This window comes from Candidatus Manganitrophus morganii (assembly GCA_021651055.1).
Lineage (GTDB): Bacteria > Nitrospirota > Nitrospiria > SBBL01 > Manganitrophaceae > Manganitrophus > Manganitrophus morganii.
On sequence record JAJHOH010000001.1, the window covers coordinates 2,090,857 to 2,113,091 of the forward strand.

Below are 22,235 nucleotides of genomic sequence, written 5' to 3' on the forward strand. Positions count from 1 at the left end.
TATTAACAACTGTTGATAAGATTGTGTGTAACTCCAGGAAAGTCGGATGCAGTTGGACCAGATCTGGAAGCAACTCCTTGTTCAGCTGGAGCCTCACATTAACAGGCAGAGCTTTGAGACATGGCTGAAACCGACCTCCTTGGTTTCAATTTCCGGAAAGGATGTCCATGTTGCTGTGCCGAATCGTTTCTTCGGGGAGTGGATTAAGGAACATTACTACCCCCAGATGCAGGAGGCACTCGAAAAGGAATTAGCGGAGGAGGGGCTACGTATTCATTTCGTGGTCGATGAGAAGGGAGAGGCCGCCGGATCTCCTGAACGCGAGAGACGAAAAGGAAACCTCAACCCGCGTTACACTTTTGATTCGTTCGTCGTCGGATCGAGTAATCAGTTCGCCCATGCCGCTTCCCGAAAGGTCGCGGAACGGCCGGGCACCTCATACAATCCGCTCTTTCTCTACGGCGGGGTTGGACTTGGCAAGACCCATCTTCTGAGCGCCATCGGTAATTTCATCTCCACGCGCGACCCTCATCTCCGTATCGCCTATCTTTCCTCAGAACAGTTTACGAACGATGTGATCAACTCGATCCGATATGACAAGATGATTGAGTTTCGAAACAAGTACCGGAATGTCGACGCCCTCCTGATCGACGACATCCAGTTTATCTCCGGGAAGGAGCGGACCCAGGAGGAGTTTTTCCACACATTCAATACACTTTATGAGGCAAATAAGCAGGTGGTTATCTCGAGCGATCGCTCGGCCAAAGAGATGTCCGACATCGAAGAGCGTCTCCGTTCTCGGTTTGAAATGGGATTGATCGCCGATATCCAGCCCCCCGATCTGGAGACGAAGATCGTGATTCTCCGGCGGAAGGCGGAGGTGGAGGGAATCCCCCTGCCGAATGATGTCGCGCTCCTCCTTGCGACCCATATCAAAACAAACATTCGAGAATTGGAGGGGGCGCTGATTCGGCTCGGCGCGTTCAGCTCGCTGACGGGGCAGGAGATCACTGTTGAAATGGCCAAGCGTGTCTTGCGCGACACCATCCAGGAAAAGAAAAGGGTTGTCACGATCGAGGATATCCAGCGGGCCGTGGCGGAACGGTTCCAGATCAAACTGGTCGAGCTCAAATCGAAGAAGCGAACCAAAAACCTGGTGTTTCCCAGGCAAATCTGCATGTTTCTTTGCAGGGAGCTGACCAGCCTCTCTTTTCCGGAGATCGGCAAACACTTTGGAGGAAAGGACCACTCCACCGTGATCCATGCCTGCAAACAGATTGAAAAAGGGATGGGAGAAGACTTCAATTTGAAAACCACACTCGACAGCTTGACCCAAAATTTGAAGGAGGAGTGAGAATGAAGATCAAGATCGAGCGAAAAGAGCTGCTCACCGGGATCCAACGCGTGCAAGGGGTGGTCGAAAAACGCAATACGATGCCGATCCTCTCTCATATCCTCATGGAAGCACAACGTGAGAAGATCGCTCTCTTCGCGACCGATCTGGAAATCGGGATCCAGGGGGCCTACCCCGCAGAGATTCTGGAGCCGGGACGCCTCACTTTTTCGGCGCGGAAGCTCTTCGAGATCATCCGCGAGTTTCCGGAGGGAAAGGTGGAAATTACCGGTGAGGCGAACAACTGGGTCACCATTCAATCGGGGAAGAGCCATTTCCGGATCGTGGGACTCCCGCCGGAGGAATTTCCGACCCCGCCGGCTTCGGACGCGGAGAGCAAGCTCCCGATCGATGCGGCTGCCTTGTCCGACCTGATTCGACGGACCTTGTATGCCTCCGGGGAGAACGACGCCCGGTATATCCTCAACGGCGTCTTGGTTCAGCTGCAGGAGGCGGGGGGGAAGAAAAAGTTGATCCGCTTCGTCGCCACCGACGGGCACCGGCTCTCTTTGGCGGAGGCGCCGATCACCATCGACGCCGGTTCTCTCCCCGAACAGAACATTATCGTCCCGAAAAAGGCGATCTTGGAGATCAAGAAAGCGCTCGATGAAGGGGGAGACGATGGAGCGCCGGAGTTGGCGATCGGGAAGAACCAGTTGGTCTTTCGACGCGGCGCCTTCGTCTTGACCTCCCGCCTGATGGAAGGGAACTACCCGAATTACCGGCAGGTCATTCCGACCGGAAACGACAAGAAGGTCTCGGTCAGCCGGGGGGGGCTCGAAGGGGGACTTCGCCGGGTCTCTCTTCTCGCCCGGGAGAAGACCAATGCGGTGAAGTTTACCCTCGAGAGCGGCCGGATCCTCCTCAACTCTAACAACCCGGAGATGGGAGAGGCGAACGAAGAGGTTGCCGCCTCCTTTGCGGGCGAGGGTTTCAGCACCGGATTTAATGCGCGGTATCTCCTCGATGCCTTGTCGGTGTTGGAGGGGGAAGAGGCGACGCTGGAATTCAAAGATTCTCTCTCCCCCTGCCTGATCAAAGAGGAAGGGAAAGGGTTCCTGGCGGTGGTGATGCCGATGCGCGTGTAATCGTCCACTCCGGACGGATTAAGATAAACAGGTTTCTGAGGAATAGAAAGAGAGTATGGCAGAAGAAATCAAGCAGTCACAATATGATGCGGGGAAGATCAAAATCCTCGAGGGCCTCGAAGCGGTTCGGAAGCGTCCGGCGATGTACATCGGAAGCACCGGGCCCGACGGGCTGCACCACCTGGTCTATGAAGTGGTCGACAACTCGGTCGACGAGGCGATGGCCGGCTACTGCACCGAGATCGAAGTGATCATCCACATCGACAATTCGGTCACCGTGATCGACAACGGTCGCGGGATTCCGACCAACATGCATCCCGACAAAAAGGTCTCCGCCGCCGAAGTGGCCCTTACCGTCCTGCACGCGGGGAGCAAGTTCGACAATGAGACCTATAAGGTCTCCGGCGGGTTGCACGGCGTCGGGGTCTCCGTCGTCAATGCACTTTCAGAGTGGCTGGAGCTGGAGATCAAGCAGGACGGATCGGTCTTCCAACAGCGCTACGAGCGGGGGAAGCCGCAGGCCCCTTTGAAGACCACCGGCAAAACCAAAAAGCGCGGCACCCAGATCACCTTCAAGCCCGACGGGCAGATCTTCGAGCAGACAGAGTACTCCTATGATGTTCTGACGACGCGGCTTCGGGAACTCGCCTTTCTCAACAAGGGGCTGCTGATCTCGCTGGAAGATGAGCGGACCGAGAAGAAACAGGAGTTCTGCTACAAGGGGGGAATCCTCTCGTTCGTCGAGATGCTCAACGAAAGCAAGACCCCGCTGCATAAGCCGATCTTCGTCGAGAAGGAGAAGAACGGCATCATGCTTGAGCTGGCGGTCCAGTACAACGACAGCTATTCGGAAAATCTCTTCTCCTTCGCCAATAACATCAATACGAAAGAAGGGGGAACCCATCTGGTCGGCTTCAAATCGGCGTTGACTCGAACGGTGAACAGCTACGGCTCGGCCAATAACCAGTTGAAGAACGGGGAGACCGTCAGCGGCGATGATGTCCGGGAGGGATTGACCGCCGTCATCTCGGTGAAGCTGCCGAACCCGCAGTTCGAGGGACAGACGAAGACGAAACTCGGGAACTCCGAGGTGAAGGGGATCGTCGAAGGGGCGGTCAACGAGGCGCTCGGGGAGTACTTTGAAGAGAACCCGCCCGTCGCAAAAAAGATCATCGACAAAGCGCTGAACGCCGCGCGGGCCCGCGAGGCGGCACGGAAGGCGAAGGAGCTGATCCGGAGAAAAAACGCGCTCGACGGCGGCTCCCTTCCGGGAAAACTCGCCGACTGCTCCCAGAAAGATCCCGCCCTCAGCGAGATCTACCTGGTGGAGGGAGACTCAGCGGGCGGCTCGGCCAAACAGGGGCGCGATCGCCGTTTCCAGGCGATCCTTCCGTTGAAGGGAAAGATCCTCAACGTCGAACGGGCGCGGTTCGATAAGATGATCTCCTCGGAGGAGATCCGGCTGTTGATTACCGCTCTGGGAACCGGCATCGGAATCGATGATTTCGATATCGCCAAGGCCCGCTACCATCGGGTCATCATCATGACCGACGCCGATGTCGACGGGGCGCACATCCGGACCCTCCTCCTCACCTTCTTCTATCGCCAGATGGTCCAGATGATCGAGAAGGGGTATATCTACATCGCCCAGCCGCCGCTTTTCAAGGTGAAGCGGGGGAAGACCGAGCGTTACCTCAAGGACGAAGCGGCGCTCCGCGAGTATTTGATCGGAATGGCGGGCGATGAGGTCCAGATCTATCAAGAAGGATCGAAGGAGTGGGCCTCCGGGGCGAAGGTGAAGGGGCTGCTCAAAAAGCTTGCCTCTTATGAAGCGATTATCGATCACTTCGCGCGCAAGCAGATCGATGCCGAGGTCGTCCGCGCTTTGACGCAGCATGAGGAGCTCCAACCGGAACTTCTTCGGGACCGCAAGCGCCTTGACGCGCTGCTGGAAACCGCCAAGGGTTACTGGACCAAGTATTATCCGACCTATGTCATTCACTCCTCGATCGGCCAGGATGAAGAACATGTGTCGCACCGGGTCGAGATCCAGATCCAGAAGAACGGCGCCCCCCATTTGGTCAAAATCGACGAGGCGCTCATCGGATCGCCGGAATTCCGGGAGCTGAAGAATCTCTCGCCGTTGCGGTTGGGACTTGGAAAGCCCCCCTATCGGGTGACCGACTCCGACGGGGAGAAGGAGTATCCGACCGCCGCCGGGATCATCCAGCATGTCCTGGAGCGGGGGAAGAAAGGGCTCTCCATCCAGCGCTACAAGGGGCTGGGGGAGATGAACCCCGACCAGCTCTGGGAGACGACGATGAACCCCGAAAGCCGCATCCTCCTGCAGGTTCAGCTTGAAGACACGGTGGAAGCGGAGCGGGTTTTCTCGGTCCTGATGGGCGATGAAGTCGAACCGCGCCGGAACTTCATCCAGCAGCACGCGTCCGAAGTAAAGAACCTCGATATTTAAGTACAGGGGTAGGGCATAGGGGGTAGGGTATAGTTTTGGAAAAATAAGCAGAACGACCTTTTTTTACTACCCCCTATCCCCCCCCTACCCCCTGTTTTTGATCAAGGAGTTGCAATGCCAGTAGATGAACAGAGAAACACCGTCAATCTCGAGACCGAGATGAAGTCGGCCTACATCAATTACGCCATGAGCGTGATCGTCGGCCGCGCCCTTCCCGACGTCCGGGACGGTCTCAAGCCGGTCCATCGGCGGATCCTCTACGCGATGTTCCGCGAGGGGCTTCTCTCCAACCGGCGTTATTCCAAATCGGCCGGCGTCGTCGGCGAGGTGATCAAGAAATACCACCCTCACGGCGATGCGGCGGTCTACGATGCGATGGTCCGGATGGCGCAAGAGTTCAATATGCGCTATCTCATGGTCGACGGCCAGGGGAACTTCGGCTCGATCGACGGCGACCCCCCGGCGGCCTACCGCTACACCGAGGCGCGCCTCACCAAGCTCGCCGAGGAGATGCTCGCCGACATCGACATGGAAACGGTCGACTTCGTCCCGAACTTCGACGAATCGGTCGTGGAGCCGACCGTCCTCCCGACCCGGATCCCGCAGCTTCTGATGAACGGCTCCTCGGGCATCGCCGTCGGAATGGCCACCAACATTCCGCCGCACAATCTCGGCGAGTTGATCGACGGGCTAACCCAGCTCCTCAACGACCCGGCCCTCTCGATCGAAACGCTGATGCAGACGATCAAGGGACCCGACTTCCCGACCGCCGGCTTTATCTATGGCACCAAGGGGATTCAAGACGCCTATCTGACCGGCCGCGGCTCCATTCAGCTTCGTGCCCGCGCCGTCATCGAGGTGAGCGAGAAAACCGAGAGAGAGACGATCGTCGTCACCGAGCTCCCCTATCAGGTCAACAAAGCGCGGCTGATCGAAAAAATCGCCGAGCTGATCCGGGATCGAAAAATCGAAGGGATCTCCGACCTGCGCGACGAGTCGGACCGCGACGGGATGCGGATCGTCATCGAGTTGAAACGAGGTGAGATCGCCTCGATCATCCTCAATCAGCTCTATAAGCATACGCAGATGCAGTCGAGCTTCGGGGTGATCATGTTGTCGCTGGTGAACAACCAGCCGCAGGTCTTGAACCTCAAGCAAATGCTCCAGTACTTCCTCGACTTCCGGCGGGAAGTGATTATTCGCCGGACCCGTTTCGAATTGCGAGAGGCGGAGGCGCGCGCCCACATTTTGGAAGGGCTCAAGATCGCCCTCGACCACCTGGATGAAGTCATCGCCCTGATCCGCAGCTCCCCTTCTCCGGACGAAGCGAAGAGCGGCCTGATGCGGCGGTTCGGCCTCTCCGAGCTCCAGGCGCAAGCGATCCTCGACATGCGGCTGCAGCGGCTGACCGGGCTGGAGCGCGACAAACTCATCGCGGAATATCGGGAGGTCCTCCAGAAGATCGAGCAGCTCAAAGCGCTCTTGGCGAGCGACGCCCTCATCCGAAAAGCGATTCAGGATGAGCTGACCGAGATTCGAGAGAAGTATGCCGACGACCGGCGGACCGAGATCCTCCCCGAGGCGGGCGAAATTCACATCGAAGATCTGATCGCGCCGGAGGAGATGGTCATCACCGTCACCCACACCGGCTACATCAAGCGGACCCCCTCCTCGGTCTACCGAAGCCAGCGGCGCGGCGGGAAGGGAAAAATCGGCGCCGGCCTCAAAGAAGAGGACTTCGTCGAACATCTCTTCGCCGCCTCGACGCATGACTACCTCCTCTTCTTCACCGACGCCGGCCGGGTTTACTGGTTGAAGGTCCACCAGATCCCCGAAGCGGGCCGCGCGACGAAGGGAAAGGCGATCGTCAATCTGTTGCAGATCGCGCAGACGGAGCAGATCACCGCGATCCTCTCGGTCGATCAATTCCAGGAGGGAAAGTTCGTCGTCATGTCGACGCGGAAGGGATTGATCAAGAAGACGGCCCTCTCGGCCTACAGCAACCCGCGCGCCGGGGGAATCCGGGCGATCAATTTGGAGGAGGGGGATCGGCTGATGGCGGCCCGGTTGACCTCTGGGAATCACGAGATCCTGCTTGGGACTAAACACGGACTCTCGATCCGCTTTCACGAGGAGGAGGCGCGCGCCGTCGGCCGGGTGGCCACCGGCGTCTGGGGAATTCGTCTAGAGGAAGGAGACGAGGTGATCAGCGCCGAGGTCCTCGCTCCGAATGCCCAGGCAAGCATCATGACCATTACGGAAAAGGGCTACGGCAAACGGACGGAGCTCTCGGAGTATCGGACGCAAGGGCGCGGCGGCCATGGCATCATCACCATCCAGACCAGTCCCCGCAACGGCTGCGTCATCGCCGCCCTGCAGGTGAAAGACGAAGAAGAGGTCATGCTCGTCACGACAATCGGAAAGATTCTTCGTCTTAGAGCGGGAGACATCCGGGTCATCGGCCGTAACACACAGGGGGTCCGCCTCATCGATCTTGAAGGGGAAGAGCGGGTCTGCGGGGTGGCCCGCTTGGCGGAAAAGGGGGAACGCGAAGAATCGGCGGATGCCGGGGATGACGCGTGAGATGGAAATTCAAAGCCGTTTTATGGGGGGCGGTCGCTCTCGCCGCCCTCTTCCTGACCGTCTGGAGTGTCTGGTCGAGCGCCGAGCGGATTCCCAAGCGGTATCTTGAATCGGCCGAGCAGAAATGGCGGGCCGATGATTATCTCGGCGCGGTCCGGGAGTATGAAAAGATTTCGGAGGAATACCCCCGAAGCAAATTCATTCCGGAGGCCGTTTTTTGGAGCGGCGTCCTCTACCACCTCTATCTAAACGATTCTCAGAAGGCGGTCGATGCATTCCAAAAGACGATCCGCCTCGCCGCTTCCACACCGAAAAATACACATGCCCTCTCCGCCCGCCGCTACCTCGCCGAAGTCTATGAAAAGAAATATGGCAAACTCCGTGAGGCGATCTCCGAGCACGAGAAGGTGATGGAGCTCAGCGACGACTCCGATCAGATTTTGGAGAGCCAGTTCAAGATCGGCGAGCTTTATTTCGCGCAGGGAAATGTCGAGCAGGCCCGGACCGAATGGGATCTTCTGATCAAGCGCGATCCGAAAAGCCGTTGGGCGCCGGCGGCGCTCTATCGCCAGGGAAGCAGCTACTTTATCGAGGGGAGATGCAAAGAGGCGATCGGATTTTATCGGCGTCTTATCGCCGATTATTCCGATAGCGACATGAGCCCGTTCGCGAAGTTTCGGACGGCGAACTGTTTGGAAGAGGGAAACCGGGCCGAAGAGGCCCTTCAGCTTTATCGCCAGTTGGAAGGGCGCTATCCGAACAAGGAGCTCCTCGAAGCGAAAATCCGGCAGCTCGAGAAGGGGTTGCCGAAAAACGCCGGAACGACCGCGGCGGAGCCGATCAGCGCGGCGCCCGATCCGGCGAGCTCGCCCGCGCCGACCCCTTAATTTCGCCCTGCCTATGGAGAAGATGCCGCCGAAGCGCGCGGCGGACCGCCTCTTTCAATTCCATATCCGGAATCGATACGATCTGCTGCTCGATGAAGGCCGCCTCTTCGGCCGTGCACTCTCCTTCCAGAGCAGGGGCCTCTTGGGGTGATTCGAGGGGGGGAGGAAGCGGGCCGGTCCGAAGCTGAATCTTCCGGATGGACGCTTTCTCCAAGAGCCGGTTGCATTTTTCGATGATCTCTTTCTTTAAAAAAGAGAGCTGATGCATCCAGACGGCGCTGTCGACCGTGAGATGAAGGGTGTCGAAGCGGATCTCCGCGGGATAGGTATGGGAGGCGATTTGGGGGCCGACGATCTCCCTCCAACGGATCTGCAACAATGCGCCGGAAATCCCCTTCTCCAAGCCGAAATCTTTGATGATTCCCTTGAGGATCGGCGAAATCGATGTTGGAGAGAATCCCTTCGACATGGGATCGATGTTATAATAGCGCCCAGGTGAAGTCAACGTGAAAGGATCGGCCCGCGGGCCCGTTCGAGCGGAATAGATCATGGCGGTCGAAAAAGAGAACGATTCATTGGTGGTCAGCAACCGGAAGGCCTTCCACGATTATTTTATCGAGGAGACGCTGGAGGCGGGAATTGTCCTCGCCGGGACCGAGGTCAAGTCGCTTCGCGAGGGACGAATCAACTTGAAAGACAGCTTCGCCCGGGTTGAAAATGGGGAGGTCTTGCTATATAATTGCCACATCAGCCCCTACAGCCACGGCAACATTTCCAACCACGACCCGACGCGGACGCGAAAGCTCCTCCTTCAAAGGCGAGAAATCGAACGGCTCCTCGGGAAGGCCCAGCAGAAGGGATACACATTGGTGCCGCTGAAGATCTATTTTAAACGGGGTTGGGCCAAAGTAGAGATCGGGTTGGCGGTCGGAAAGAAGTTGTACGACAAGCGCGAAACCGAATCAAAAAAGTCGGCCCAGCGTGAAATCGAAAAAGCCGTCCGGGGAAAGAAACAAGACAAGTTCTGATGATTTCGTGTATGAGGTCATCGGAAATACCAGCAGCAGGCTTGGCCTGTCCGAGCATTTATAGAACAAGCGAGCATCCGGCTTTGCCGGTGCAAGCGTTCGGGGCGTGGGGGCATCGGAGGATTCCCGCGAAGCGGGAACCGCACGGGCCCCCACATACAATAGGGGGCGATCGGATTCGACGGGGATAAAGAGGTTAAGGAACGCATGCCGAGGTCCCATTGGGCTCGTTAAACAAATGGGAAAAACATAATTGCTAATGAACAATTAGCTCTCGCTGCCTAAACGCAGTGACATCGACTTTCCGTCGCCTGTGCGGGGGGAAGATGCCAGATAGCAGGCTGGCCTGACTCTTCGCCTTGGGGAGTTGGGTGAGATCTTTCGAGGCTAGCGGAAGAGGGAGCCTGTCTCTGGGCGACCTTGGACGCGAACTCCAAAATAGAGACTAAGCATGTAGTGTTCTTTTTCTGAATATCTTCGGACGCGGGTTCAATTCCCGCCGCCTCCACCAATTTGAAGAGCCCGGGTAACTGGGCTTTTCCTTTTTTAGGAAGCCCCGCCCGCTCCTCCTCCCGACTCAATCACGGAACTCCGGCCAGTCTGATCGGTGGGTGGTGACGTCATTGACTTCCTTCAGATCCTCGTTTAAAGTGTCCCGATAATATCACCAACAGTTATATTTTTTGTTTGACAGAAAGGCCAAAATCCCGCTATTCTTCCCTTAACAAACACCCGGTTGGATTAAGCCTGTTCCAGTCAATTTGGCTCAGAGGGAACTTGGCTGTTGAGAAAGAAATAATTCATTCCAAGGGAGCACTCCCTACCCTCGATTCTATCCTCCCCCGAACATTTGTCCATGTTCCTGGGATTGGTCCCATAAAAGAAAAGTCTCTCTGGAAAGACGGGATCACCTCCTGGCAACAATATCTTAATCTCTCCAGACAAATGGAATTTTCTTTTCGCCTTCCAAACACGACGTATGACCTCATCGCGCAATCAGAAGAAGCCCTGAAAAAAGAAGATGCGGAATTTTTCAGAGACCACCTTCCGCGTGAAGAATGGTGGAGGCTGTTTCCGCATTTTGAGTCACGAACAGTGTTTCTGGATATCGAAACCACTGGTCTGTCCCACTACTATGATGAGATTACGCTTTTGGGTTTGTATGGCGGTGAATCCAATAAGATGCGGGTGTTCCTGTCCGGACACAATCTCGATCAGATTTCGGACATATTGAGTCGCTATTCTATTGTGGTCACTTTTAACGGAACTCTTTTTGACCTTCCCTTTCTGAAAACGAAATTTCCGTCGCTAAGACTCCCTCCAATTCACTTAGATCTTCGTTACATACTTAAGCGGTTAGGATATGCAGGAGGGTTAAAACAAATTGAAGAAACACTAGGACTGCAACGCAGTAAGAAGATTTCTTCAATTGATGGTCTTGGTGCGACCGTGCTCTGGGCACGTTATGTCAGAGGCGAGATCCAAGCGCTAGAACACCTCATTCGCTACAATGCGGCGGACATTACGAGTTTGCAGACACTATTACGGTTTAGCTATAAGCAGTTGGCAGCCCGTCTTTTAAATGGTGCGAGTAGCCAACCCTTCCAACCGCGTTTGCAGCGTCCAAAGAAAGTCTATATTCAAGTAAAAAGGGTCAATGGCTCGCGTGTTCAGATCGTGGTTGACCGTGTAAAGACCCTTCTAAAATTTAAAAAAATAGAGAAGCCGCTAATCACCGTTAATGATCTTTTGAAGAAGATATCTGGTAGTAAGAATCTTATGCCCAGAGCGATTGGAATTGACCTGCGAGCGTCCGAAATCCGCCCGACGGGTTGGGCCTTGCTTGATGGTAATACTGCGGACACGAAGCTGGTTAGAACAGATGAACAGATTATTACCGAGACAGTTCGCTATCACCCCGATATCATCTCGATTGATTCTCCCCTGAGTTTGCCGACGGGACGTTGTTGCACAAAAGACTCGTGCAAGTGCCGAGAAAAAGGTATTTTGAGGGAGTGCGAGCGGACACTCTGGAGAAGAGGAGTCAGAGTCTTTCCATGTCTATTACCTAGCATGCAGGGTCTCACTGAACGCGGGATACGTCTTGCTGAAAAATTCAGAAAGCTCGGTTACAATGTTATTGAGAGCTATCCGGGGGCAGCCCAGGATATCATGAGGATCCCAAGAAAGAAATTAAGCTTAGGCGATCTAGGGTTGGGATTGAGCGCTTTCGGCATCGAAGGGGATTTTCTTTCGAAGGAAGCAAGCCATGATGAGTTGGATGCGATTACATCGGCCGTTGTCGGCTACTTCTACCTCTCAGGAGACTACGAGGCGCTTGGAAATGATTCTGAAGAATACTTGATCATCCCAAAACTAGACCGATCTTTATCCCAGTAGCTCTGTTCAGGAATCCATGCCTCTTACGGTTGTAGTTGGCGGACAATTCGGTTCCGAAGGCAAGGGGAAGATCGTTTCCTACCTTGCCCTGCGGGACAATGTAGACATTGTAGTCCGTTGTGGTGGACCCAACTCAGGCCATACCGTCGATTATCGCGGACAGCGATACGAGCTTCGAAGCCTGCCAGCCGGGTTTATCAATCAACGAACCCGTCTTCTCCTTGCTGCAGGTTCACTCATCAATCCTGAGATTCTACTGACCGAAATAAAAATTGCGGGGATTGATCCTCAAAGGGTGGGGGTCGATCGAAACGCAGGGATCATCTCCTCTCTCCAAAGCGAAGAAGAACGGTCACTCTCTCTGAGAGATCGGCTGGGATCAACTTTGTCCGGAACCGGAAGCGGCGTTGCGAACCGTGCGCTCAGAAAACCTGATTTTAAGCTGGCGAAGGACAGTCTAGAATTACAGGGTTTCCTAACAGATGTTTCAGAAGAGGTGAACGGCGCGCTAGATAGGGATGGGAAGGTTATCATTGAAGGTACACAGGGTTTTGGCCTGTCGGTGTACCACTCATCGCATTATCCTTATGCGACCAGTCGCGATACTACTGCAAGCGGGTTTCTAAGTGAAGTAGGTGTTAGTCCCCGGCTCGTTACCGATATTATAATGGCAGTTCGGACCTATCCAATCCGCGTGGCAGGTAATTCAGGACCTCTGGCCAAGGAGGTCACATGGGAAGAAATTCAGAGAAGAAGCGGTTACCCTACGGAAATCAAGGAGTATACGACAACCACTAAAAAACTCCGGCGAGTGGGACTTTTTGACATAGAACAAGTAAAAAGAGCGGCAAGAGTTAATCGGCCGACCCAAATTGCACTGCATGGAGCAGATTACCTATCATATACAAACAAATCAAAGACAGAACTTGATAACCTATGCATAGAAAGTCAAAAGTTTATCGCATTCGTGGAGAGAGAGACTAAGACACATGTGAGTTTTATTGGTACGGGCCCGGCCAACGAAGAGATTATAGATCTAACACTATGAGTCAACCAAGAAATATACTTCCAGATAGTTATAAACAACCAGCGCCAACCGTATCAGAGAAGGATTTTTGGGTAGATCCAGATCCAAAATCCACGGGGCTTTTACTTTCAGATCGAATAATATTTTATCGAGAGAAAGTGAATTTGATTCATCCTTTCGATCTCAATTATGTCGAGCCTGCATCATATACGCTTCATGCGGGGGGAGAGTATCTAATCTATACCGAGGGGAAAAAAAGAGTATCGGGAATTTTAGACGAAGGTAAATTAGAAATTGAGATACCTCCAAATGGATTAATCTATATTCGGTTTATGGAATATGTGAATATACCAGCCTATATGATTGCGAGATTTAATTTACGAGTTAAACAAGTTTACCGAGGGCTACTTTTAGGAACTGGTCCTCAAGTGGAGCCCGGCTTTAGAGGGCATCTTGGCTGTCCTATTCATAATTTTACAGATGAGGCAAAAACTATTAGGTTTTTTGAACCCATCGTTACGATTGATTTTGAGAAAACTACCCCTTTTGGCGAAAATTTCTTTAGCGGTAAAAAGGATGAGGAATTAACTAACGAGATGTTTCAGCGAATACCCCGTGGTATGATCACAGTTACCGGGCTAAACGACCTTCCTTGCAAAGTCTTTACGAAGAATAGTCCAGATAGATCGCTTCAAAATTACTTGCCGCCTGGAGAGAGTGTTCGCAGCTCCGTGTTCGAATTAGAACAAACTGTCAGGAGGGTCAAAGAGACTGTTCGTCGGTTCGAGATTATAATTTCAATTGGTGCCCTTGCCCTACTTGTCGCCATGGCTGGACTTTTCTTTAATGCTTATTCAAATTTAAAGAATGACATTGTTACGTTAAGTAAGTCGGTTGGAATTCTGGAAGGAGCAGCAGGGGCGGCACGAACGAACTCATCCGCAGCAGTTCAGCCTAATACCCAAGTTGCATCGCCAACTTCTCCACCAGCAAAAAGCCAGCAATCCTCTCCACCACTCCGGGATAACACCTCAACTACTGAAAGTCCGAAGTAACTTAATAAAACATAATGATTAGAGACATAGAAAAACTAAATACTTATAGATTTCTATCCATTGAAGGTTGTATGGGTTCAGGTAAGACAACTCTTGCAAAACATTTAGCGGATGCCATTTTAGCTAGCCCGCTCATTGAAGAGAGCGGTCGTCATCCTTTCATCAAAGAGTTCTATGTGGCGCCTGAATCTTATGCAGTTGAAACCGAGATTGCTTTTGTTCTGCTGCACTACCATCAAATTCTTCGAGAGAAGCGGGCTGGACTATTCAATGGGACAGTCGTGAGTGACTTTGCTATGGACAGAGATTATATATTTTCAACCCTTACCCTAAAAGATCCCGCGGATTGGGAACTGTTCGAAAACACATATAATGTTTTGAAGAAACGGCTTCCTATTCCCGATATACTAATTTATCTTAGGGCGCCAGTGGATTTTTTAGCAAAGCGGATAGCACAACGCGGAAGGGATTATGAGAAAATTATGACGCGAAGCTATCTTGAAGCGGTAAAGACAGCCCTCGACAATTACTTTCTCAAAGAATATAAGGGGAAGATCATTATTCTTGATGCCCCGGACCTGGACAGTTCTGTTAATCCCACCTACGTTGATACAGTCATCAAGCAGTTACATATAAGTTAACAACTCAGTTGCGTTATCCTGCTCCAGCCCTACGGATTTGATCAGGGCTAATTACTAAACGACCGTTTTTTCGTTCAGTGTAGGGGATTTTATCCTGCTCTAGTCCAAACCACCCGTACAATTCTGAGATAAGGTCAAATGCCACAATACCTGGGTCTAAGTCGGTGCTCCTTTTCGTAATGGTCACTTGAGAATCCGGAGCGTTGCGGATATCCGTTCCGAATTCCCACCCAAATGTGCCTATCGGACCTGGGATAAGCCCACAAGGCATCCCATCTCGTGTCATGTTAAGTAACTCCAGTCGATATTCAATGCTTTGGGGATGCGGCTGAGCGTTTGCTGAAACCTGCCTGTTCAGTTCAGCAAATAAATATGTAGATTCAGCCAGGACAAGAGGATTAATACGAAGCGCACCGCGAGGCCTTCCCCAGCTTAAGAATTCCTCATCTCCTCGGGTGGCAAAGATGAGCGTTCCATTTCGCCACAGATCAAGAATTCGATATTTAGGATTTACCGCTCGTCTAAGTTGACCCCTTACGATCTTTGGTGTCTCACCGATAGTCAAATCGAATCCGCTTGGTCTCAGTTCCGGCGGATTTTTAAGTAAACGCACAATCTCCGCATCACTTGCCTGAAAGAGCGTTGGTATATCGACTGCTTCGATAGGTGTTGCCGCAAGGATGAAAATTGGTTGCGTCTGGAGGTCTACTGCAATCAGTGCTTCATTTCTTCGATCGTCTAATAATTCTTGTATATTCTGTTGAAGAGTAATATTTGCTTTCTGAGACTGGCCCGCCATAAGCTGCTGTAGTGTTTCTTGAATTTCGTTATATTTCTTGTCTAGGGAGTCAAACCGGAGACCATCCCTTATTAAGGAATGTAGTTCTTGAACTGACGTCGGCGGTATATTGTCTCGCCTGCGTTCGACATAACCAAATACGATTTCGATTTGCTTGCCCCTGCTATCAATGGTTCGGGTTATCAAGAAAGGGCGTCTGGTGGAGGCTTGAGAGGGAACATGAATAGCAACGACTCCCTTCTCTTTATCGGCACCGGAGGGAAACCAGCGAATATCAACCTGCTGCAAAGGTGGATAGATCCAAGACTGGAGGATTTTATGGTATTGGTCTTGGTTCACTAAGCTCTGTATAAAAGGATTGACCGTTGTAATTTCATCTCCAAGGTGCGTAGGATGCCGCTCTGTCTTAACCCCTAAGAGAACAAAACCTCCATCGGCGTTCGCAAGTCCGGATATATCCTTGGCAAACTCTTGTTTCTGATGATCTTGTCCAATCTGATAGGGTGCGTCTTTACATTCCAGTTGTGCATCCTCTACAGTTCCAATAAATTTATTAAAATCACCAGAATCCAAAAGAGACCGGATCTCATTTAAACTGAGATTTTTAGGCATCGATAATTTCCTTTGGTTTAGACTTTGTTACCGCCTTAATGCTGATCGCCGCTATAGGCTGGCGGTCGTCTGGTGCCGGATCGGACGGAACAGGGCCTTATCAAGACCCGATTCAAAATCCAGCAGCGCCCGTTTCCGATCGAGGCCGCCGGCGTATCCGGTGAGGGCCCCGTCGCGGCCGACGACCCGATGGCAGGGGACGATCAGCGAAATCGGATTGCGTCCTGTCGCCGCGCCGACGGCGCGCATGCTCGATGGCGCGCCGATCCGGGCTGCCAGCACCGAGTAGCTTTGCGTCGCGCCGAACGGAATCGCCGCGATTGCCTGCCAGACCCGGAGTTGAAAGGGGGTTCCTTTGAACCGGATCGGCAGATTAAACGTTTTCAGTTTTCCCGAGGTGTAGGCGGCGATCTGGGCCTCGGCGTCGCGAAACAGTGGGAGTCCCGGATCTCGCTTCCAAGGGGTTGCGTCCGGGGCATACTTCTGACCGACGAAATAGAAGCCGGTGAGTACAGCGCCGTCCGAGACCAACAGGATCGGCCCCAGCGGCGAATCAATATCGGTATAGAGGTTCATCTCAATCCCCTGACTCAATACAAGTGACCCCGTCCGGTCCGACGATCGCTCCGTGACGAGTGCCAGGGGGAAGGGTCAGACGGTCGCCGGGGCGGAGCGCGATATCCTGGTTCAGGTCGGGAAGGGAAAAGATGATGCTCCCCTTCACGCAGAAGAGGGTCTTCTGATAGTTGTGGGTGTGGACGGAGTAAACCTCGCCCGGTCCGTTCGACCATCGGCTGGGAGCGAGATCGCGGCTTTCGAAGAAGGCGACGATCTCCGACTCCGGCAGCGGATGTTTGTGCGGCCAGCGGAGGACCTCCACCCCTTTGGGAAGGGCTTCGTGATAAGAAGGGTGAGACATGAGAGAGCCTATTTCCGTCTATTCAGATTCTTAAATTTCCGATCGAGTCGCACTCGATCGGATGCCCGATCTTTTAGGAGTTCAGCAGTTACTGAAAGTCTGCCCTTTAGCATTCCGCAGATTGACAGAATATATCGCCGCGTTATAGGGCGAATAATGATCTCGCCGCCTTGTTCAAAAAAGCAGATTCTTGTGCCGGATTTAAGGCTATACTTCTTACAGATCCGGTAGGGAATGATGAGATGACCTTTCGCGGCCAGATACGCAGTATCCATCTGAACTTCTCCATGCGAGCGCCTTTACTATAATGTTTTCGAGCAACGGTGTCAAAAATCTCTTCAATAAATCTTCGATAAATGGGTGGTGCCAAACTGATCTTCTGAGCGACCCAACGGGTCGCTCCTACAGGCCAATTTCTCCGTTTGACACCTCCCTCCCCTTCCCGGTAGAATGAACCCATGCGACCCTCCCGACAGCTTCAGCTCTTCTCTTTGACCGTGGTCTTCCTATCGCTCGCGCTCGGCTGCGCCGGGCCGGGCCGTTCCAAAGAACAATCGAAGGCCGCTTCAAATCCCCATTCGACGCGACCCGCTCCAACCCCCGTCGCCGACGCCCCGACAGCCGCCCCTGCGGAGGAGTCTCTCGCCGCGGAGTCGCCTTATATCCACCTCGACGAGATCGAGGAGGGAAAGATCGTCCATGTTCCCACCGGCGTCGCCGTCTCGAAGGAGCGGCTGATCGATTTTCTGACGCCGGCGCGGATCATTTACGTCGGGGAGGTCCACGACAACCTCGAAGACCATCGGGTGCAGCGCGAAATCCTCCAGGCGATGAACGAGCGATTCCCCGGGAAGGTGGCGGTCGGAATGGAGATGTTCCGGCGGCCCGCCCAGCCCCAGCTCGACCAGTGGCTGGAGGGGAACCTCAGCGACAAAGACTTCCGCAAGCTCTGGATCGAGAATTGGGGGATGGAGATGGGCTATTATCAGGAGCTGCTCAACTTCATCAAAGAGAATAAAATCCCGCTTGTTGCCTTGAACGCGCCCCAGGATTGGGAGGCGAAAGTCGGAATGAAGGGGATCGATGCCCTCTCTCCCGAAGAGCAAAAAGCGCTTCCCCAGATCGATCGGACCGATCGGTATCACCGCCAGGCGTTGCAGGCTATTTTCAAAGGACATGGTCCGATGGGCCGGCAGGACGGCGGGGGGTTCTCCTCTTTCTACGACACGATGCTCCTTTGGGACGAGACGATGGCGGAGAGCATCGCTCGGTATCTCACCTCTCCCGAAGGAGCCGATAAAAAGATGGTCGTCTTTGCGGGGGGCTTCCACGTCGGCTACGGCTTCGGCATCCCGCGGCGGGCCTTCCGGCGCCTGCCGGAGCCGTATCAGATCGTCATCCCGAACACGCAGGATGTCCCGGAGGCGAAGCGCTTCCAGGTGGAGCTCAAGCTCCCCGATTTCCCATTGCATCTGGCCGATTTCATCTGGGGGGTCGGCTATAAAGAGGTCGAAACGAAAAAAGTTCGACTCGGGGTCATGATCGAGCCGTTTCAATCCGGGGTGCGCATTACCGATGTTTCCCCGAACTCCACCGCGGAGGCGGCCGGGATCCAACAGGGCGACATCGTCGTCTCCTTCGACGGGGAAGAGATGCGTGAGCCGTTTGATCTCACCTACGCCGTCGGCCGGAAGTCGCCAGGCGATCGGGTCAAACTGAAACTCCTCCGCGACGGGAAGATGATCGAGACCGAGGCCGAGATGAAATCGTCCCGGCACCCCTGACTGTTCCGCACATCCGACGAAATCGAATCGATCGATGGAAAAACATCACTCCCAAGAACCGTCCGCGTTGTTGACCGAACACCTTGCACGCTTCCAAAAAGGGAAAGCATTGGAGGTGGCGTGCGGCTTCGGCCGAAACGCCTTTTATCTCGCCTCGCAGGGGTTCGAGGTCGTGGGGCTCGATCGCGACCCGGAGGCGGTGGCCTTCTGCAACGCCGAAGCGGCCCGGCGCGGCCTCTCGTTCACCGCGCGCGCTGTCGATCTGGAGCAGCCGACCCCGATTCCCGGCGAGGGATACGCTCTGGTGGGCTGCTTCTACTATCTCGACCGGAACCTCCTTCCCGAGATGAAGCGGGCCGTTCGCCCGGGGGGGCATCTCGTCTATGAGACTTTCTTGATCGATCAGCACGAGCGGTTCGGCAAGCCGGGGCGGAAGGAGTTTTGCTGGGGGCACAATGAACTGCTCCGGCTCTTTCTCGATTTTCGGATTCTCTTCTATTTCGAGGGATTCAAAGGGGATCGCTGGATGGTCCAACTGATCGCCGAACGGCCGGGTTAACGGCATCCGTTCGGCGTCGGTAGAAGCGAGGCATCTCTTTGGAAGAGTTTCAAGTATCGGAGGAGATCGCCACCGGAGAGATGTCGCTGGCGGCGCGGGGCGACTCGCTCGAAGGGCTCTTCCGGGCGACGGCGAAGGGACTCTTTGAGACAATGGTCGATACCGAGGAGGTCCGCCCGGAGATCGGGAAAGAACTGCTTCTCTCGGCCGACAGCATCGACCGGCTTCTCTTCCATTGGCTCTCGGAATTGATTCAGCTCAGAGATCGGGAGGATCTTTACTTCAGCTTCTTCGAGGTGAAAATCGAACGCGGCCCCCGGCATCGGATACAAGGGGTCGCCATGGGAGAGCTGATCGATCCGACCCGCCACCCGGTCCGGAACGAGGTGGCGGCGATCAGATCGAATCCATTTCAGATCGTCCGCCGGGGCGAGGCCTGGCAGGTGAATATCCTATTCGACCGTTGAGGCCTCTCCTTGGACGGCTCAACGATCGACCGCATCGATCCCCTTCAATTCATTGCCTCCTTTGACTAAAATATAAAGAGAAGCTTTTTTAAAGAGCGGATGCCGTTCGGACGGGAGCAAAGCGATGGTTTTCGGAGATAAAGTCAAACAGGTCAGCAAGACGATCTGGGAGATCGATCCCTCCTATAAAGAAGGGATGCGGGTACCGGCCCGGATCGTTGGAACGGAAAAACTAATCCGGGAGATGGATGATGCGGTGATCGAGCAGATCACCAATGTGGCAACCCTCCCCGGCCTGGTCCGCGCCGCCTACTGTATGCCCGACGGCCACTCCGGCTACGGCTTTCCGATCGGCGGTGTCGCGGCGATGGATGCCGAGAAGGGGGTGATCAGCCCGGGGGGGATCGGGTTCGACATCAATTGCGGGATGCGTCTGGTCCGAACCGACCTGACCGAGGCAGAGGTGGGGCCGAAGTTGACGGAGCTGGTCGATCTCCTCTACACCCGCGTTCCGGCGGGGGTCGGAAGTAAAGGTTTCGTGAAGCTGACGCCGAACGAGTTTAAAGAGGTCATTGCCGAAGGGGCTCAGTGGTGTCTGAAGAACGGTTATGCGTGGCCGGAGGATCTCGCGCTCACCGAGGAGAGCGGGTGCATCGAGGGGGCGAATCCGGAGAAGGTCAGCCAGAAGGCGATCGACCGCGGCCTGAGCCAGATCGGAACGCTCGGCTCCGGGAACCACTACCTGGAGGTCCAGGTGGTCCGGGAAGGGAACATATTCGATCGGAAAATTGCCGAGGCGATGGGACTCTTCCCGAATCAGGTGGTGGTGATGTTCCACTGCGGGTCGCGCGGCTTCGGCCACCAGGTGGCGACCGATTATCTTCAGGTTTTCTTGGAGGTGATGGAGTCGAAGTATGGAATCAAGATCCTCGACCGGGAGCTTGCCTGCGCGCCGTTCCGCTCTCCGGAGGGCCGGGATTATTTCTCGGCGATGAAGTGCGGCCTCAACATGTCGTTCGCCAACCGGCAGACGATTCTCCATCGGATTCGGGAGTGTTTCGCGCGGATCTTCGGGAAAAGCGCCGAAGCGCTCGGGATGCGGATGATCTATGATGTGGCCCACAATACCGCCAAGCTGGAGCGCCACCGGATCGACGGGAAATCGCGCGAGCTTCTGGTTCATCGGAAAGGGGCGACCCGCGCCTTCGGCCCGGGACACGAGGCGCTGCCGGAGCGGTATCAACCGTACGGCCAGCCGGTGATCATCGGCGGGAGCATGGAGACCGGCAGTTATCTCTTGATCGGAACCGAGGGGGCGATGAAGGAGACCTTCGGAAGCACCGCCCACGGCTCCGGCCGGACGATGAGCCGGACGCAGGCGCGCAAGCAGTTCCGCGGCGACCGGCTGCAGAAGGAGCTTCGCGCCCGGGGAATCTATGTCCGTTCCGCTTCCTTCGCCGGTCTGGCCGAAGAAGCCGGACCGACCTACAAAGATATCGACGAAGTGGTCGACGCGTGCGAGCGTGCCGGAATCTCAAGACGGGTGGTGAAGTTCGCCCCGATCGGAAATGTCAAAGGGTAGCTGTGGCGACTAAAACACCCATCGTCATCCTTACCGGTTATCTCGGGAGCGGCAAAACGACATTGCTGCGACGGTTGGTCGCGCTGTCGGACCAGCGCCTTGCGATTATCATGAACGAGTTCGGCGCACTGGCGGTCGATGCCCGCGTGGTGGCCGGGAAAAATATCAAGATTGCCGAGCTGGAAGGGGGATGCGTCTGCTGTTCACTGCTGGGCGATTTCGAGGCGGCGGTGAAAGAGATCGTCGAGACGGTCGGGCCGGATGAGATTATCGTCGAGACGACCGGATTGGCGGAGCCCGATGCCCTGATCGGCGATATCCAAGAAAACCTCCTCGATTTCCCGATCGATGCTGTCGTCACCGTGGTCGATGCCGATGCGACGGTCCGATTTCCTTCCATCGGCCACACCGGCCGGATTCAGATCGAGATGGCCGATCTTCTCCTTCTCAACAAGATTGATCTGGTCACCGACGAACAGCGCCGCAAGGCCCGAGAGATGATCCGGGCGATCAACCCCGCCGCTCTCATTTTGGAGACGACACGCTGTGAGATCGATCCGGCCCTCATCTTTGGAAGGCCGCTCCGGAGAGACAACCGGAAAGAGGTGCATGAGAGAAATAAGGAGGGGCATCATCCGTCAATGGAGTCCTTTCAACTCCGCACGGATCAAACCCTTGAGCGGGATTGTTTCGAGGAGATGATGGGTCAATTTCCGCCGCAGATTTATCGCGCGAAAGGATTTGTCCGATTTCCCGAGGGGGTCTTTCTTTTTAACTTCGTCGCGGGCCGATCGGAGCTGATCTCTTTTCCGGAGGAGGATGCGCTCGGCATCATCTTCATTGGAGAAAAGGTTCTCTCCCTTCAACCGGTGATCGAAGCGCAGATCGCCGCTTGCGCAATTCCCCCTGATCATTCATCAGACCGATCCTGAGAATCA

The 22,235-nt window shown here is 54.7% G+C and carries 19 protein-coding genes and 1 other RNA gene; 16 read left to right on the forward strand and 4 right to left on the reverse strand.

The window, feature by feature from the left end; all coding sequences use genetic code 11:
* Positions 1–46: 46 nt before the first annotated feature.
* From dnaA to MCM46_09525, 5 genes are all read left to right on the forward strand, one after another.
* Entirely contained in the window at positions 47–1,354 is a 1,308-nt protein-coding gene (dnaA, locus tag MCM46_09505; protein ID MCG3112042.1) for a chromosomal replication initiator protein DnaA, read from the forward strand.
* Between the two features lie 2 nt (positions 1,355–1,356).
* Complete coding sequence (gene dnaN / locus MCM46_09510; GenBank protein ID MCG3112043.1) at positions 1,357–2,481, forward strand: DNA polymerase III subunit beta; 1,125 nt, start codon at positions 1,357–1,359, stop codon at positions 2,479–2,481.
* Between the two features lie 55 nt (positions 2,482–2,536).
* Complete coding sequence (gene gyrB, locus MCM46_09515) at positions 2,537–4,954, forward strand: DNA topoisomerase (ATP-hydrolyzing) subunit B (protein ID MCG3112044.1); 2,418 nt, start codon at positions 2,537–2,539, stop codon at positions 4,952–4,954.
* 114 nt (positions 4,955–5,068) lie between these two features.
* Positions 5,069–7,537: a DNA gyrase subunit A gene (gene gyrA / locus MCM46_09520; GenBank protein MCG3112045.1), complete on the forward strand. Its 2,469-nt coding sequence runs from the start codon at positions 5,069–5,071 to the stop codon at positions 7,535–7,537.
* A complete protein-coding gene (locus MCM46_09525; protein ID MCG3112046.1) occupies positions 7,534–8,424 on the forward strand; it encodes a tetratricopeptide repeat protein in 891 nt (296 codons plus the stop codon). The genes gyrA and MCM46_09525 overlap by 4 nt, the downstream gene beginning before the upstream one ends.
* Here MCM46_09525 and MCM46_09530 read toward each other — a convergent pair.
* Positions 8,378–8,893, reverse strand: coding sequence for a DUF721 domain-containing protein (locus MCM46_09530; protein MCG3112047.1), 516 nt, complete (start codon positions 8,891–8,893; stop codon positions 8,378–8,380). The two genes, MCM46_09525 and MCM46_09530, sit on opposite strands and share 47 nt — an antisense overlap.
* Positions 8,894–8,972: 79 nt before the next feature.
* Here MCM46_09530 and smpB point away from each other — a divergent pair, with 79 nt between their 5' ends.
* The 6 genes from smpB (at position 8,973) to MCM46_09560 (ending at position 14,575) form a co-directional block, all read left to right on the forward strand.
* Complete coding sequence (gene smpB / locus MCM46_09535; protein ID MCG3112048.1) at positions 8,973–9,452, forward strand: SsrA-binding protein SmpB; 480 nt, start codon at positions 8,973–8,975, stop codon at positions 9,450–9,452.
* A 164-nt stretch (positions 9,453–9,616) separates the two neighbouring features.
* Positions 9,617–9,963: a transfer-messenger RNA gene (gene ssrA, locus MCM46_09540) on the forward strand.
* A 266-nt stretch (positions 9,964–10,229) separates the two neighbouring features.
* Positions 10,230–11,852 carry a DUF429 domain-containing protein gene (locus MCM46_09545; GenBank protein MCG3112049.1) on the forward strand — a complete coding sequence of 541 codons (1,623 nt, stop codon included), beginning with the start codon at positions 10,230–10,232 and terminating at the stop codon, positions 11,850–11,852.
* A 16-nt stretch (positions 11,853–11,868) separates the two neighbouring features.
* Complete coding sequence (locus MCM46_09550) at positions 11,869–12,900, forward strand: adenylosuccinate synthetase (GenBank protein ID MCG3112050.1); 1,032 nt, start codon at positions 11,869–11,871, stop codon at positions 12,898–12,900.
* Positions 12,897–13,934 carry a hypothetical protein gene (locus MCM46_09555; GenBank protein MCG3112051.1) on the forward strand — a complete coding sequence of 346 codons (1,038 nt, stop codon included), beginning with the start codon at positions 12,897–12,899 and terminating at the stop codon, positions 13,932–13,934. Before MCM46_09550 ends, MCM46_09555 begins: the two co-directional genes overlap by 4 nt.
* Before the next feature lie 71 nt (positions 13,935–14,005).
* Positions 14,006–14,575, forward strand: coding sequence for a deoxynucleoside kinase (locus MCM46_09560; GenBank protein ID MCG3112052.1), 570 nt, complete (start codon positions 14,006–14,008; stop codon positions 14,573–14,575).
* A 13-nt stretch (positions 14,576–14,588) separates the two neighbouring features.
* Here MCM46_09560 and MCM46_09565 read toward each other — a convergent pair whose 3' ends face one another.
* From MCM46_09565 to MCM46_09575, 3 genes are read right to left on the reverse strand one after another with little or no spacing between them, the layout of a single operon-like run.
* On the reverse strand, positions 14,589–15,986 hold the full coding sequence (locus tag MCM46_09565; protein MCG3112053.1) for an ATP-binding protein: 1,398 nt from the start codon (positions 15,984–15,986) through the stop codon (positions 14,589–14,591).
* A 51-nt stretch (positions 15,987–16,037) separates the two neighbouring features.
* A complete protein-coding gene (locus tag MCM46_09570; GenBank protein ID MCG3112054.1) occupies positions 16,038–16,562 on the reverse strand; it encodes a methylated-DNA--[protein]-cysteine S-methyltransferase in 525 nt (174 codons plus the stop codon).
* Position 16,563: 1 nt separating this feature from the next.
* On the reverse strand, positions 16,564–16,905 hold the full coding sequence (locus MCM46_09575) for a cupin domain-containing protein (protein ID MCG3112055.1): 342 nt from the start codon (positions 16,903–16,905) through the stop codon (positions 16,564–16,566).
* 458 nt (positions 16,906–17,363) lie between these two features.
* Between MCM46_09575 and MCM46_09580 the strand changes: the two genes are divergently transcribed.
* The 5 genes from MCM46_09580 (at position 17,364) to MCM46_09600 (ending at position 22,229) form a co-directional block, all read left to right on the forward strand.
* Positions 17,364–18,689, forward strand: coding sequence for a ChaN family lipoprotein (locus tag MCM46_09580; GenBank protein MCG3112056.1), 1,326 nt, complete (start codon positions 17,364–17,366; stop codon positions 18,687–18,689).
* A gap of 34 nt (positions 18,690–18,723) precedes the next feature.
* Positions 18,724–19,248, forward strand: coding sequence for a class I SAM-dependent methyltransferase (locus MCM46_09585; GenBank protein ID MCG3112057.1), 525 nt, complete (start codon positions 18,724–18,726; stop codon positions 19,246–19,248).
* 38 nt (positions 19,249–19,286) lie between these two features.
* On the forward strand, positions 19,287–19,715 hold the full coding sequence (locus MCM46_09590) for an archease (GenBank protein ID MCG3112058.1): 429 nt from the start codon (positions 19,287–19,289) through the stop codon (positions 19,713–19,715).
* Between the two features lie 124 nt (positions 19,716–19,839).
* Positions 19,840–21,297, forward strand: a complete 1,458-nt coding sequence (locus tag MCM46_09595) for an RtcB family protein (GenBank protein ID MCG3112059.1) — start codon at positions 19,840–19,842, stop codon at positions 21,295–21,297.
* A 2-nt stretch (positions 21,298–21,299) separates the two neighbouring features.
* Positions 21,300–22,229, forward strand: coding sequence for a GTP-binding protein (locus MCM46_09600; protein MCG3112060.1), 930 nt, complete (start codon positions 21,300–21,302; stop codon positions 22,227–22,229).
* Positions 22,230–22,235 lie beyond the last annotated feature (6 nt).

Bases quoted from the DNA above. Each gene is read 5' to 3' on its own strand.
- dnaA (MCG3112042.1), top strand. From the start codon at position 47: ATGCAGTTGGACCAGATCTGGAAGCAACTCCTTGTTCAGCTGGAGCCT.
- dnaN (MCG3112043.1), top strand. From the start codon at position 1,357: ATGAAGATCAAGATCGAGCGAAAAGAGCTGCTCACCGGGATCCAACGC.
- gyrB (MCG3112044.1), top strand. From the start codon at position 2,537: ATGGCAGAAGAAATCAAGCAGTCACAATATGATGCGGGGAAGATCAAA.
- gyrA (MCG3112045.1), top strand. From the start codon at position 5,069: ATGCCAGTAGATGAACAGAGAAACACCGTCAATCTCGAGACCGAGATG.
- MCM46_09530 (MCG3112047.1), bottom strand. From the start codon at position 8,893: ATGTCGAAGGGATTCTCTCCAACATCGATTTCGCCGATCCTCAAGGGA.
- smpB (MCG3112048.1), top strand. From the start codon at position 8,973: ATGGCGGTCGAAAAAGAGAACGATTCATTGGTGGTCAGCAACCGGAAG.
- MCM46_09550 (MCG3112050.1), top strand. From the start codon at position 11,869: ATGCCTCTTACGGTTGTAGTTGGCGGACAATTCGGTTCCGAAGGCAAG.
- MCM46_09555 (MCG3112051.1), top strand. From the start codon at position 12,897: ATGAGTCAACCAAGAAATATACTTCCAGATAGTTATAAACAACCAGCG.
- MCM46_09560 (MCG3112052.1), top strand. From the start codon at position 14,006: ATGGGTTCAGGTAAGACAACTCTTGCAAAACATTTAGCGGATGCCATT.
- MCM46_09565 (MCG3112053.1), bottom strand. From the start codon at position 15,986: ATGCCTAAAAATCTCAGTTTAAATGAGATCCGGTCTCTTTTGGATTCT.
- MCM46_09570 (MCG3112054.1), bottom strand. From the start codon at position 16,562: ATGAACCTCTATACCGATATTGATTCGCCGCTGGGGCCGATCCTGTTG.
- MCM46_09575 (MCG3112055.1), bottom strand. From the start codon at position 16,905: ATGTCTCACCCTTCTTATCACGAAGCCCTTCCCAAAGGGGTGGAGGTC.
- MCM46_09580 (MCG3112056.1), top strand. From the start codon at position 17,364: ATGCGACCCTCCCGACAGCTTCAGCTCTTCTCTTTGACCGTGGTCTTC.
- MCM46_09585 (MCG3112057.1), top strand. From the start codon at position 18,724: ATGGAAAAACATCACTCCCAAGAACCGTCCGCGTTGTTGACCGAACAC.
- MCM46_09595 (MCG3112059.1), top strand. From the start codon at position 19,840: ATGGTTTTCGGAGATAAAGTCAAACAGGTCAGCAAGACGATCTGGGAG.